The sequence below is a fragment of the Marinobacter sp. genome (genome assembly GCF_052094685.1).
Lineage (GTDB): Bacteria > Pseudomonadota > Gammaproteobacteria > Pseudomonadales > Oleiphilaceae > Marinobacter.
The window spans coordinates 24,153-36,820 of the sequence record NZ_JBQDKB010000032.1; the positions used below are offsets into that span (position 1 = coordinate 24,153).

General features: G+C 53.7%; 10 protein-coding genes and 2 tRNA genes. 6 read left to right on the forward strand and 6 right to left on the reverse strand.

The genetic code is table 11. The features are described from left to right. The first annotated feature begins 10 nt into the window (after nt 1-10). From ACTH3S_RS08525 to fhuF, 3 genes are all read left to right on the forward strand, one after another. Nucleotides 11-86, forward strand: a tRNA-Gly gene (locus tag ACTH3S_RS08525). A 63-nt stretch (nt 87-149) separates the two neighbouring features. Next, nucleotides 150-223 (forward strand) — tRNA-Cys (locus ACTH3S_RS08530). 228 nt (nt 224-451) lie between these two features. Next, on the forward strand, nt 452-1,213 hold the full coding sequence (gene fhuF / locus ACTH3S_RS08535; RefSeq protein ID WP_441808590.1) for a siderophore-iron reductase FhuF: 762 nt from the start codon (nt 452-454) through the stop codon (nt 1,211-1,213). Nucleotides 1,214-1,224: 11 nt separating this feature from the next. Here the strand turns inward: fhuF and ACTH3S_RS08540 are convergent, their stop codons facing one another. The 4 genes from ACTH3S_RS08540 to ACTH3S_RS08555 are packed head-to-tail and all read right to left on the reverse strand — an operon-like array spanning nt 1,225 to nt 7,160. Then, a complete protein-coding gene (locus tag ACTH3S_RS08540) occupies nt 1,225-1,992 on the reverse strand; it encodes an ABC transporter ATP-binding protein (RefSeq protein WP_441808591.1) in 768 nt (255 codons plus the stop codon). Nucleotides 1,993-2,042: 50 nt separating this feature from the next. After that, entirely contained in the window at nt 2,043-4,046 is a 2,004-nt protein-coding gene (gene fhuB / locus ACTH3S_RS08545; RefSeq protein ID WP_441808592.1) for a Fe(3+)-hydroxamate ABC transporter permease FhuB, read from the reverse strand. Next, nucleotides 4,043-4,978, reverse strand: a complete 936-nt coding sequence (locus ACTH3S_RS08550) for an ABC transporter substrate-binding protein (RefSeq protein ID WP_441808593.1) — start codon at nt 4,976-4,978, stop codon at nt 4,043-4,045. Before ACTH3S_RS08550 ends, fhuB begins: the two co-directional genes overlap by 4 nt. A gap of 4 nt (nt 4,979-4,982) precedes the next feature. After that, on the reverse strand, nt 4,983-7,160 hold the full coding sequence (locus tag ACTH3S_RS08555; protein WP_441808594.1) for a TonB-dependent receptor: 2,178 nt from the start codon (nt 7,158-7,160) through the stop codon (nt 4,983-4,985). 1,062 nt (nt 7,161-8,222) lie between these two features. On the opposite strand from ACTH3S_RS08555, the gene ACTH3S_RS08560 reads away from it, so the two are divergent. Next, on the forward strand, nt 8,223-8,612 hold the full coding sequence (locus ACTH3S_RS08560; protein ID WP_441808595.1) for a nuclear transport factor 2 family protein: 390 nt from the start codon (nt 8,223-8,225) through the stop codon (nt 8,610-8,612). 107 nt (nt 8,613-8,719) lie between these two features. On the opposite strand, the gene ACTH3S_RS08565 is transcribed toward ACTH3S_RS08560, so the two are convergent. After that, a complete protein-coding gene (locus ACTH3S_RS08565) occupies nt 8,720-10,039 on the reverse strand; it encodes a serine hydrolase domain-containing protein (protein WP_441808596.1) in 1,320 nt (439 codons plus the stop codon). Between the two features lie 118 nt (nt 10,040-10,157). On the opposite strand from ACTH3S_RS08565, the gene ACTH3S_RS08570 reads away from it, so the two are divergent. Both ACTH3S_RS08570 and ACTH3S_RS08575 read left to right on the forward strand, forming a co-directional pair. Next, complete coding sequence (locus ACTH3S_RS08570) at nt 10,158-10,547, forward strand: NAD-dependent epimerase/dehydratase family protein (protein WP_441808597.1); 390 nt, start codon at nt 10,158-10,160, stop codon at nt 10,545-10,547. Further along, a complete protein-coding gene (locus tag ACTH3S_RS08575; RefSeq protein ID WP_441808598.1) occupies nt 10,516-11,139 on the forward strand; it encodes an endonuclease/exonuclease/phosphatase family protein in 624 nt (207 codons plus the stop codon). Before ACTH3S_RS08570 ends, ACTH3S_RS08575 begins: the two co-directional genes overlap by 32 nt. 74 nt (nt 11,140-11,213) lie before the next feature. Here ACTH3S_RS08575 and ACTH3S_RS08580 read toward each other — a convergent pair. Then, nucleotides 11,214-12,668 (reverse strand): M28 family metallopeptidase (locus ACTH3S_RS08580; RefSeq protein ID WP_441808599.1); only part of this gene is annotated, 1,455 nt, incomplete at its 5' end.

The following is a 12,668-nucleotide window of genomic DNA, read 5'->3' on the forward strand; positions in this document are numbered from 1 at the left end:
GTAACGAAAAGCGGGAATAGCTCAGTTGGTAGAGCGCAACCTTGCCAAGGTTGAGGTCGCGAGTTCGAATCTCGTTTCCCGCTCCAATTATTTCAAGTCTCTCAACTCCCACCTGAGAGCACAAAGATCCGATTCCTTCGATCTTTTCCGGCGCGGTGGTAGAGTGGTTATGCAGCGGACTGCAACTCCGTGTACGCCGGTTCGATTCCGGCCCGCGCCTCCATACTTTCCTTCTAGTACAATTAGTTAAAGCCCTCCGCTTAAAGTCTAAGATGTGATGTTCGAGTCATGGCGACGACGACAAGTTTTCAACATTCCAATTGATTTTAACGCTACCACGTTCGGCAAATAGCTCGTTATTTTCATCTTTCCGTGTATAATCTAAACAATTCTCATTATCTTTAACCCCCGCCTTTTAGCAGACTTCACCTGAGAGTTACGCAGATCCGCTATGACTATACCTGTTCTTTCTTCTCTGTTTACCGGTGACCTAAAACCTTACGGGAGTGTGCTGGTTTTGCAGGGGCAAGATCAGCGTGAGGGAATTCCTGCGACAGATCTTGTTTCCGAAGAGGGTTTGAGGCGGCTGCTTTGTGAATATCAAAAATCGCATTCTGGTGATGATCAGCGAGCGCTGATCTCTCTTTGGTCCAAACATTATTTTGCAAAGTTGATCGTACCTGTGGCGGCTGCCAACTTGATTGCTGGGCACGAATTACCTGTGGCTCTCGATAAGATTGAGGTGATTATGGGGGAAGGCGGTGTGCCTGCTGCGTTCCGGTTACCGCACGGTGGCCAGTCATTCCAGGTGACTCCAGAGAATCCATTCGAGCGTTTTCGGGAATTGATGGATAACAATTTCTCTCCCTTGATTGATGGTTGGTGCGATCACATCAAGATTTCACGTCGTGTGCTATGGAGCAACGCGGCTACCTATTTTGAGAGGCTTGTTCGCTCGTTAGAGGCCGGCGGCGTGCCGCATCAAACGTTGGCGGATGGCCGTCAACTGATTGAACTGAATAAGCGCCCCAGTGGGCATCTCAATCCTATGGCTAACCCAGTTCGTTATGTGGAGCGGGGGGAGACCTGTGAACCGCTGCGACAAAGAAGGCTCTGTTGCATACGTTATCGTTTGCCGGGCCTGCCGCTGTGCGGAAATTGCCCTCATATCGACCGCCCACCCAAGGGCGCACTGCTCCCAGAAACACGCTAATTCACGAAAACTCACGCCACCGCGATACGAGCGCCTTTACGGTGGGGGTGGGGCAGGATGGACATGGAAACCCCATAAATGTCTTTCAGGGTTTGCTCGTTCATCAGCTGATCCGGAGAGCCTTCCGTCAACAGCCGCCCACTGTGTAGCGCAACCAAATGGTCGCAAAAACCAGCCGCCATATTGATGTCGTGTAACACAACAACAATTCCCATATCCAGCTCCTTGCCTAGCCTGCGAACAAGAGAAAGCACTTCCAGTTGATGGGCTACGTCGAGCGCTGAAGTGGGTTCATCCAGCAGCAAAATGCGTGCATTCTGGGCCAGCAGCATAGCCAGCCAGACCCTTTGTCGTTCGCCACCAGACAACTCATCCACGCTACGGTTAGCAAAGGCTTCAGTGTCGGTGAGCGTCATGGCTCGTTCCACTTGTGTCTCATCTTCTCGTGAGAAACGCCCCAAAGCGCCATGCCAGGGATAACGACCAAAACGCACTAATTCACGGGTGGTCAAACCATCAGTGGCGGGTGGCTGCTGAGGCAGATACGCCACCTGACGTGCAAAAGGTCGATTTCCCCATTGGTGTATGTCTTTATCATCCAGCGTGATCTGACCGGAAGAGGGTCTTAGCTGACGGGCAAGTAGTTTCACTAGTGTTGATTTACCGGAACCGTTATGACCAACCAGCCCAACCATTTGGCCATAGGCGATACGCAGATCGATGGGGTGAAGCAAGGTTTTCTCAGGCAGTCGGTAGCTGACAGCGTCTAGGGTAAACATAATTCAGATTCTCTTAATGAATTCGGTTTTCCGGGAATATGATTTCGAGATCAGTGCCGACTTGGCATTCGGTACATTCGCATCAGGAAATACCCCCCTCCAATCAGTGTGGCTACCAAACCGGCGGGCAACTCGTGTGGATACACCACAGAGCGCGCGAGCCAGTCGGCCCAGAGCATTAGCAGGCTGCCAATAACAAAGGCAGCCAACAACTGTGGCAGAGCCCGCTGATAACCCAATAGTCGCGCCAGATGTGGTGCCATGAGGCCGACAAACGACAGGGGCCCGACCACCAGGGTAGCGGCTGCTGTCATGAGTGCCGCTAACAACAGAAGAAGGAGGCGGGCTGGCGCCAGTGGCAGGCCAAGAGAGCTAACGGTGCTGTCACCCAAAGGCATCATGTCTAGCCACCGGGTTGCTAGAATTGCCATAAATGCCAGAACAGGGGTGACTACAACAAGCACCCACGCATCGGTTTGGCCAGAGAGCCACGTGGATCCCGCCAGCCAGTTGAGCAGCACAATAGCCTGAGCATCCCCCGCGGCTAATATCATACGAGTGCCCGCATCCAGCAGCGCCGACAGCGCTATGCCACCTAGAAGCAAGCGCTGTGGAGAGAAACTGCTGCGCCGGCTCAATAATAAGAGCGCCAAAAGAACGAGAGTGCCGCCAAGGCCGCCAGCCAGAATCTGCAAAGTACGGCTGCCAGAGCCAAAGCTCAGCGTAAGCACAACCATGCCCATGGCGGCACCCGTGCTGATGCCTAGTAGCTCCGGACTGGCCATAGGGTTACGGGTTAGTCTTTGAACGATGACGCCAGCTCCGGCGAGCAGGCCTCCGGCCATTAATGCTGTGGTCATTCGGGGCATTCGCATGGCGAGCAAGGCTGTCTCGTCGCCAAAATGAGTCCACTGCCAACCTGCCCAGGATGGGCCAAGTAACAGGGTGGTCGCGAGGCTAGCCAGCGTAATCAGGCCCATCACTAGTAAGCCGGTTTTCGAAAAGTCCTTTCGGCTAGGCGTTATCGACACTGGCTCGGCGGGGCGTGCCGGCATTAGCCGATTGCGTGTTAGCACCCATAGCAGCACCGGCCCCCCTATGAGTGCGGTCGCCGCTCCGGTAGGGAATAGTAAATGTCCGAACACAAGAGTTAACTGCTGGGCAATTCCGTCAGCTATCAAACAAATCAGTGCGCCGGTCAGTGTGCTAGCCAGCATGCGTTGTCGCAGAGTGCGAGCTCCCAGCAATCGAACGATTGCGGGTGCTGCCAAACCAATGAAGCCAACAACGCCCACGTGGCTGACTGTCAGAGCCGTTAGGTACACCGCCAACGTTAGCGTCAGAACACGGGTGATGCCCGGAGAAAGTCCCAACGACCGCGCACCCTCCGTGCCTAGATCCAGCGCTTGCAGTGGGCGCCAGAGAGCCAATGCAATACCAGCTGCAACAGCCAAACGAGGCAGTAACTCGATGGTGCTGCGCCAGTCATTCTGGCTGAGTTCCCCAGCGCCCCAGATAAACAGCCCGGCGAGTTGTTCCTGGTTGAACAACAAAATCACCGTGTTGATAGCCCCAAGGTAGAGGCTAACGATCAGACCGCACAGGGTTAGGGTTAGCGGATCAAACCCGCGGCGTGCTCCCATAAGCAACACCAGTGCAAGGGCTGCCAGCCCACCAGCCATTGCCCAAGCCTCTCGCCACACAAGCAGAGAGGGCGCTAACAACATGACCAGTCCCAAAGCCAGTTGGGCTCCGGCAGCGACGCCCAAAGTGGTGGGTGCCGCCATTGGGTTGCGCAGTACCTGTTGTACCAGTGTGCCTGCCAGCCCAAGGGCTGCGCCGGTTAGTAAGGCTATGGATAGTCTTGGCAGCAAGGTGTAATGCAGTACGGCCTGCTCAAAGCTTGCGGAGGCAGAGAGTGCCAAGGCGCCGGGCAGGCGAGCCAGGTTGTCGAGGCTGGTTGCAGGAGAGAGTAGCAGCCCCACCAGCAGTAACGACAATGTAAGGGTGATCAGCCGTAGCGGTGAATAATGCGGTGACGTTACCAGGCTCATGGTTGCAGCTCCTGAGTACCTTTCATAAGCTTTTCAGCCAACATTTGCGCCATTCTAGGTACGCTGATTACGCCACCGAACGTCCACACAGGTCCAACACCGGTGATGCGCCCCGTTTTCGCCATGGGTACATAAGGCCAGAGGCCGCTGGCTTGCAGCCGTTGTCTATCGGCATCCGGCCAGGGTTCTATATAAATCAGCCAGGCATTCGAATGGCCCCCTAAGTCTGCGAGGGTCCCTGGAGTAAAACCCCATACGTTAGTGGGGCGATGCCAAACGTTGTTAAGCCCTGCCTGTTCCAGTGCTTGATTGAGCATGGAGTTTTCGCCATGGATTCGCACACGGCGGTCGTCCAGAAAGCGCACGATAAATGCAGGCTGATTCGCTAAACCGGCCTCTGATAGCTGTCGCCGTGTTTCTGAAAGATCTTTATCCGCTTGAGCAATGACCGCCCGGGCTTTATCTTCACGGTTTAATATTTTTCCTAAAGCAAGTAAGTGTTCCCTTGCTCTTTCCCAAGGGTTCGAGCCAGTGTCATAGGTGGTTTGTACCAGCGTTGGCGCAATTGCCTGAAGAGCCGGCACTGCGGCCTTTAGATGTCCAGTTACCAGAATCAGATCCGGTTCCAGTGCTCGGATAGCTTCCAGATTGGGTGCCTGCCGGCGACCCACAGACTTTACCGACTCAGGTGCCGCCGGTTCCGCCACCCATTCCCGGTAGCCCTCTGAATCCGCCATGCCCACTGGCGTGACATCCAGTGCCAAAAGGTGTTCGGCCAACCACCAATTGAGAGCCACAATTCGTTGAGGCGTTTCGTTGAACTGTAGCTTTTCAGCATTCTGTGAAACTGCAGTGTCTGCCCAGACGTTGAGGCAAATCAACATGAGAGCAAGGGCTCGCAGAGCGCGCCCGAAGCAATAACCTTTCAACATGCAATCAATAGTCCACGGAATAGGTCAGGGTGTAGGTGCGCCCCTGACCCTTGAAGTCGAACAGCTTTTCAAAGCCGTAGAACAGTTGGGCGCGCTGACCCCATACCGTGTCGTACTGTTTGTCGAGCAGGTTGGAGACAGAGAAATTGATGCGACCCAGAGGAAGTTCCCGAGCGGTCAGCAGGTCAAACGTCGTGTAACCGTCGACTTCATCCCCGGCGTCGTCATCAATATCGAAGGCATGGGAGCCTTGGAGCCGAACGGAGTTGAGAGTGTCTCTCCACTGAACGAAAGCAGTGGCATTCGGTAAGCTCGCGGCGGTCACGACGTTCTTCTGCCAGTCGCCATTTGCGTCTTCCACTTCAGAGCGTACATAGTGAGCGGTGCTGCCCAAAGACCACTGCTCGTTGGCTCGCCAGCTGAGTGCGCCTTCGACGCCGTAATCGCGGGTTTTGTTATCAACTACATCTACTGTTAACGAGGTTCGGTTGGTTACGGCTTCTTTGTCCGACCAAGTGTAGTAGGCCGCTACCTGCGCATCCCACCGGGCCTGATAGGTGCGCCAGCCCAGCTCCATCTGGTTGGTTTTCAACCCGGGTATCGGGTTGTCGCTAATATTCAGGGAGTTGGTTAACACGTAGCGGCCACCCACCAAGCTGTAATTACCCCGGCCGGCTACTTTACCTGGGTCTGGAATTTCAAAGCCCTGGCTCACGTTGGCCCAAACCTGGTGATCGTCGTTCAAATTGTAGATGGCACCGGCATTCAGCAGAGTTACATCGTAATCGCTCTTGCCCCCTGGAATGGCATCTGCACCTGTTGCCAGCCCACGCTCCACCTCAACCGCTTGCTGGGTGCCCACAAAGTCGTCCATGTCGAGACGAGCATGCCGCTGACGGACGCCTGCGTTCAGCTGAAGCCTTTCAGTGGCCTGCCATTCAGCTTGAAAATACGCGGCGATGCCTTCTACACGGTAGTCGGGATAGCGATCAACCGTGAATTGTTCGTCATACACTAAGCCACCACTAGGGAACGAGGTGGCGTTATCGAAAATCATTTGGCTGGCGGAGAAGTCTTCCCGGTCAAGGTCGATGCCATAGTTAAGCTGAACACTACCAAAATCCTTTACCAGAAGCCCTTTGAGCAGGTATTGGCGTGTGTCCTGGCTTGAAGCGCCAAAGTAGCTTTGGGGAAACGTTGAGCGTTGATAAGGGTAGGGGTGAAAGCTCGATTCTTCGTTACGCATGGAAGCCTGCACATAAGCCGTGTGGCCTAAAAAGTCCAGATGCTGCCACGCCAGATTGAACATGTAGCGCTCAGTTTGGGGAACTCGGTCGCTGGAGAAACCGTCACGAATTTCAGGGTTGTTGATCTCGGAAAGATTGGGCCCCAGCCAGACACCCTGATCTCCTTGATAACGGGAGTTGTAGAGCTGAGCTGTTAAATCCAGACTCTGATTTTCATTAATACGGATCTGGGTGCTGCCCAGTACGTCTACACTGCGGTTGTACTGCAGATCTGTCTGGGAAATGTCTGGCATGATGGGATTACCGTCACCATCGTACATTGCACCGTTGTCCTCGGTTGCAATAGCCAGGCGGCCTTTGACCGTATCAGTACCACCGGCGATGGATTGGCCAAACCGGAACTTTCGATCTTCGGTGTCATTGAAACCACTGGAAACACCTACTTCGGTGCTGAACTGGGTATCGCCCTCCCGGCCTTTTTTGGTGATGATATTGACGATACCGCCGGTGCTGCCGCCACCGTATATTGCTGTGGCACCAGAGAGCACCTCTATGCGCTCCACATTGAACGGGTCGATAGAATCGAACTGCCGGCTAAGCCCACGGGAGCCATTGAGCGACACACCATCAATCATCACCAACACACTGCGCCCACGCATGTTCTGGCCATAGTTGGTGCGGGTTTCCGGAGCCAGGTCCATGCTTGGCACCAGTTTCCCGATCACTGTCTTCAAATCCTGGCCGGCGCGGAACTGTTCTTCCAGTTCCTCGTCTTCCAACACCCAGACAGAACCCGGAATCTGACTGATTTGAGCTGGCGCCCGACTGCCAACCACAACCAATTCATCCAGCGATTTTGGTGCGGCATGAATGGTGAAAGGTGCGGCCATCGTTAATGAAAGTAAGGTTCGGAATGCAGTGAGTCGGGCAGCCATTCAGTGTTTCTCCTTATGAAAACAGAGCGCGATTGTAAATGATTATCAGATAGGTTCAATGGTATTTTATGGTTTGGATAGTTTGTGCATGGACTAAATCTTCCTTGGGAAAGATTGCGAAGTGATCACCAGTAAATGACAATCAATACCAACTCCGTGTTAAGACAACAGGTTAGTGATGGATGAGGATGGTTCAGGGAGGGGAGCTTGGAGGCCCGTGCTTATGATGGGGCTGTTGCAGCCGACGCTGATTGATTGCCTGCCCTGGCTTATTGAGCACACGAACCTTTCGGCGGGCGACTCTTCTGGTCGCTGATTTTGTCAGCTGGCATGGCACCCGTGTTTTTTTGCGCACCTTGGTGGGGGCGGGTAGTGGATCCCACAGGCGCGCGCCCGGTAACCTGCCTTGCCTCTATGCTCGTGCTAATCGGTTATGGATTGTGTTTACCAACACTATGAGAAGGCATCCAAGGCGTGGCGGCTGTGGTTATTTTACTTACTAGCCCGGTTGGCTCACGGGGTGGGTGTAGGTGGGGTTTTTCCAGCTGCACAGTGCTTAGCTGTTGTTGGAGTAGAGCCAGAAGAATGGAGTTGTCGGTTATCGCGCCTTCAAATTGGTGTTCATACAGGCCGACTTGCCGGCCATATAATTTGATGGCTCTAATGTTGACTGCGTGGGTAGGTTCTCTGCAATTCGTGCTTGGGCCTGTCTTGACTCGAGTTGCGGACGTGTCTGCAGAAACGGGGTCCTTTCTAACGGCGGGGACTCCCGTTTTGATCCTATTGGCTATAAGGGCTCGGACAGGGGGTGGCTTTCGCCAGCAAATGATTTTAAAGCTAACACGTTCGGCAAATAGCTCGTTACTTCTACCTTTCTGTGTATGACCGTATCGATAGAGTCGAACAGCCGATAAGCATTCTGGTTCTGGTCTAGTCTGACAGGACGATGCCCTATCTTGTCGCACCTGCTGATAATCTGTAAACAGGCCCCGGCTCAGACGGATTGCAGGCAGGATTACTTTCTGCATTTCGATCTCTAAAATTGTTAAAAGAGGATTTTCGATGATATCTGCCCAGCAGGTTCGTGACACCATGGCTCGCTATGTAGAGTTGGTGAATGCCATTGATGTTGGCGGTATTCTGGCTCTCTATGCGGAGGATGCTACCGTTGAAGATCCCGTCGGTCAGCCGCTGCATAGTGGCATTGAGGCAATCGGGCAGTTTTATCGCGAAGGATTGGGAAAAGTACAGGTACAGGCTTCGCTTGAAGGGGCCATTCGAGCTACTGATAACGGCTGGGGAGCGATGCCCTTTCGTGTTGTTATACACGGCGGTGACCAGCCTGGCGTAATCCAAGTAATCGATGTTATGGAATTTAATGCTGATGGCCGCATTCGCTCAATGAAAGCCTTTTGGGGGGAGCTGAACTTTACACCAACATCCGCTGCATGAACTCCCGGCGGAGTTCCTAACTAATGGTGGACCTGTTTTAACCCGGATTGCGGAGGAGTGCTTCTCTAGCGGCGGGAGCAACTGCGTGCTCCCGCATGTCAGTACCTTTACCTCATCAAATAATCCGCAACAGCCTGATAAGCAGGCAGCGATGTGGGGTCGTTGCTGGCATTGGCAGCCTGCGGGTGCGAAGCCAAGCGTACGATCACCATATTAGCTGTAGGGTCTATATAAATAGTCTGGCCATGAACCCCGCGTGCGGCATAGGCGTTGTTGTCGTTGTGGAAAAACCACCACATGCTTTTGTAGCTGCCGTTTGGCAGGCTGGTGTAGCCTGCTTTGGCAAACAGCTCAGGGTCACCGCCTTTACGAATGTTACGCACGGCTTCGGCTGGCACTAACTGCTCACCATTAAAGTTGCCTTCATTCAACATGAGTTGGCCCACTCGGGCAAGGTCTCGCAAGCCTGCATTCAAACCACCGCCTGCGAAGGGGGTGCCAATAGAGTCTACGGTAAAGTAAGCCGACTGTTCACCACCCATACGTTGCCAGATACGTTCTGATAGCAGTTCAGATACTGATTTTCCCGTGCTGCGAGAAATGATCCAGCCGATGGTGTCTGCGTTGATGGTTTTATAGGCGAAGGCATCGCCATGCTCGCCCTCCGCCTCAACGGTTTGCAGATACTCGAAATAGCTGCGAGGGCCTTTATAGTCGCCCGGCCGTGGCATAGGGCTGGCGGCGGCGGAGTATTTCCATACGTCGGCTTCAGGGTCGGAATAGTCCTCGCTGTATTTGAGCCCGGTGGTCATGTTCAGAATCTGGCGCACGCTGGCATCGCCAAACGCACTGCCTTTAAGTTCCGGGATCAACTCTGCCGCAAGGGCTGTTTCATCTATAACGCCCTCAGCAATCAGCGTTTCTGCCAGCAGGCCAGTGAGCGATTTTGTCATCGACATTGCCGCATGAGTGCCCATCTCGTTGAGGCAACCGGCGTAGCGTTCGTAAACCACCTTACCTTTGTGCAGCACTATGAGGCCATCGGTGCGGTTGGCATCAAATGCCTGGTTCCAGGTCATGGTTTTTTGGGTGTCGGTGCGGGTAAATTGGAGGTCTGCAATGGCCGGGTCTAGGTTGTATTCAAAATTAACCGGGGCGCCCAAGCCGCGGTGCACATTTTTTGTTGGCAGTAACTCCCTGAGATGGCAAACCGACCAGCGTAGTTTTTCACCGGCAAAAAAATCGGCGTCAGAGTTTCGGATAATACGATCAGGGGCGGGAGGGAATCCGGTCATCCACTGGCTTGGTTGTTGCGCCGTGGTTGTTTGCGGTGCGGTTTCCGCCAGCGCCCAGCTATTCAGTGCCAGCCCGGCGCAGGCAGTAGCAATCCAGCGTGTGGTAACCCGGTGATTGGTTTTATTATTCATAATTCTTCCTTTGTTGCGACGCTGTTGTTGAAGCGTCGGATGCCACTTAAATAAAGTGTCTTTTGCGAGGGTTGCCCAGACTTGCGCTAGCAGCATCGTCTGTTTGGATAAATGGAGGGTGTCGACTTTGGTATTGCCGCCCCAACTGGTCCGAATTGACGATGCTCGTCACGCCTTTTTTGCCAATGCTAGAGTTGCTCGATATCAGAATAAAAATCAACCTTGGGATTTGTTATTACAGATGTTCGGGGTTACTAATCATTGGAGAAAGGACAACATCATGCCTATTACTGCTGTAACCGGCGCTGCTTCCGGAATTGGCGCAGCCCTGACCAAACAACTTCGTGACGCTGGCCACACCGTTATCGGCATCGATCGCAACGGTAGCGATGTAACGGCAGACTTATCGACCGTTGACGGACGTAAGAGCGCAGTAGAACTAGTGTTAGAGGCAAGTGGCGGTGCTGGAAAGCAACATGCCTTTTACCATCAAATGCCCACTGGATAATTTGTATGGCATGCATGTTTTCTCTCGACTACCGCTGCACGAGGCAAAGGTGCGCTATTTGGTCGAGGAGAAGGTTCCTTCTATGCATGCGATGATCGAGCTGCGTTCTGGTGAGAAGGTGCGGATTCATTTTGTGCATCCTGCGCCACCCAGCCCTACGGAAAACGACGAATCGACGGAACGGGATGCAGAGCTTGTGATTGTTGCGCGCAGCGTTGCTGACAGTGACGAACCTGTGATCGTAACCGGTGATTTGAACGACGTAGCCTGGTCGCCAACCACTCGGTTGTTCCGAAAAATCAGCGGCTTACTGGACCCAAGAGTAGGACGCGGCTTTTACAGCACGTTTCACGCGGATTATCGATTGTTACGATGGCCACTTGACCACCTGTTTCACAGTCACCATTTCACGCTTACGTCTATTACCCGGCTACCTTCCATCGGTTCGGATCATTTTCCTTTGCTGACCCGCGTAGTGTTTGCTCCGTCCCAGGGACAAGATCAGGAGCCGTTGCGACCGGATGGCGATGACCGTAGCTGGGCACAGGACATTGCTCAAAGCAAGAACGCTAACAAGCAGGATGTACCTTAGCGAGATTAACAACTCATTTAGAAAAAGGGCCACTCTTGCGAGCAGCCCTTTTCATACGCTCTTCTATAGAAAGACTACTTGATCCACTTATCACCCCAATGGGTAATGTCGTGCTTTTGCTTCGTTTGTAGTGAACGTGCACCGGCCGCAGGCTGTGCATCTTCCGCTGCCGCAATTTCGCGATCGATCACGCTGGTTGAGAGTGACAGCCAGCTTGTCACAAATGCTGCGGCATCGCCGTGAATCTCCAGCGCGAGTTCGTCAACGTTGGTGATGTCGTCACACGCTGCGTGATAGCAAGCATCGTATGGAGCGCCGGCTTCACCGCCAAATTTGGCAGCCTGCTCTTCGGTTTTTATCCCCTCCGCGCCTGTAAACAGCCCGCCAAACGCAATGCCAACCTCAAAGAACTGCGCGTAATCAGACCGAAAGCTTATTTCCGTACCCTCAGACGCAATGCCACGCAGGTTGAAATACTTTTCAAAAAGCGCCTCAGTGGCGGCCGATCCTGGAGGGCCGGCAAGGTCAAAATCAGAGCCATCACCGTCGTAGATAAAGTTGCCAAAGTTGGGCGAACCGATCATGTCGTAATTCAGGTATACCTTGATTTTGTCCTGCTCTTCTTGGTTAAGGCTGTTTACGTAGAAGGTCGAGCCCACCAGACCAGCTTCCTCAGCACCCCACCAGGCAAAGCGAACCTGGTTGCGAGGGCGCGCTCGCTTCATTTGCAGGGCCAGTTCAAGTAGAGCAGCACTGCCAGAACCGTTGTCGTTTATACCGGCACCTGCAAACACGGAATCAAGGTGAGCACCGGTCATCACCACGTTATTCGATTTGCCTCGGTGGGTTTGGGTTATCACGTTGAAGGTCTCGGTTTGCTCCCTTACCACGTTGGCCACAACCCGCAGCTGCAGATCTGGTTGGTTAACCCAATCTGCACCTACATCGTAGGTCGCGAACATAACCGGAATACCTCCGGCGTAATCGTCACCCAAAGTGGCATTCAACAAACCTTTGCGATCTTCGGCGTCGCCTTGGTTGAAAATAACCACGCCTGCAGCGCCGGCATTAGCCGCATTGGTAGCCTTCTGACCAAAGGCACAGGCTCCACGCTGGATAACCGCAATGGAGCCAGCCGGGAAATCGGTAAAGTCCTCCGGCTCGCAGCCGCTGGTCGACGTGTTGCTGGGGCCGAGCTGCACATCGACAGGTACAGCAGTGCCTGATACATCCCCCGGCTCAGTCTGCGTGAGGTAGGTAAAATCTTCTTCCCACACGTAGTCCATCGGCGTGGGCGCGATAGCTTGAAGTACGCCATCGCCGGCCGGGTAGAATGCATTGAAGGGGAAGGGCTGGATGGTCACGTCATACCCGGCGCCTTCAAGTGTCGTTTTGATGTAATCAACCGACGCCTGATAACCGGATAGCCCGGCGGCCCGGTTGCCATCGTTGGCTTGAGCAATGCCATAGAGCATTTCTAGCAGCCTGTCGGACTTAACCAAGCAGTATCGACATGAGATAATCGGGGC

Coding starts and splice junctions, on each gene's coding strand:
- ACTH3S_RS08565 (WP_441808596.1), bottom strand. CDS start 10,039: ATGAATAATAAAACCAATCACCGGGTTACCACACGCTGGATTGCTACT.
- ACTH3S_RS08560 (WP_441808595.1), top strand. CDS start 8,223: ATGATATCTGCCCAGCAGGTTCGTGACACCATGGCTCGCTATGTAGAG.
- fhuB (WP_441808592.1), bottom strand. CDS start 4,046: ATGAGCCTGGTAACGTCACCGCATTATTCACCGCTACGGCTGATCACC.
- ACTH3S_RS08575 (WP_441808598.1), top strand. CDS start 10,516: ATGCCTTTTACCATCAAATGCCCACTGGATAATTTGTATGGCATGCAT.
- fhuF (WP_441808590.1), top strand. CDS start 452: ATGACTATACCTGTTCTTTCTTCTCTGTTTACCGGTGACCTAAAACCT.
- ACTH3S_RS08540 (WP_441808591.1), bottom strand. CDS start 1,992: ATGTTTACCCTAGACGCTGTCAGCTACCGACTGCCTGAGAAAACCTTG.
- ACTH3S_RS08555 (WP_441808594.1), bottom strand. CDS start 7,160: ATGGCTGCCCGACTCACTGCATTCCGAACCTTACTTTCATTAACGATG.
- ACTH3S_RS08550 (WP_441808593.1), bottom strand. CDS start 4,978: ATGTTGAAAGGTTATTGCTTCGGGCGCGCTCTGCGAGCCCTTGCTCTC.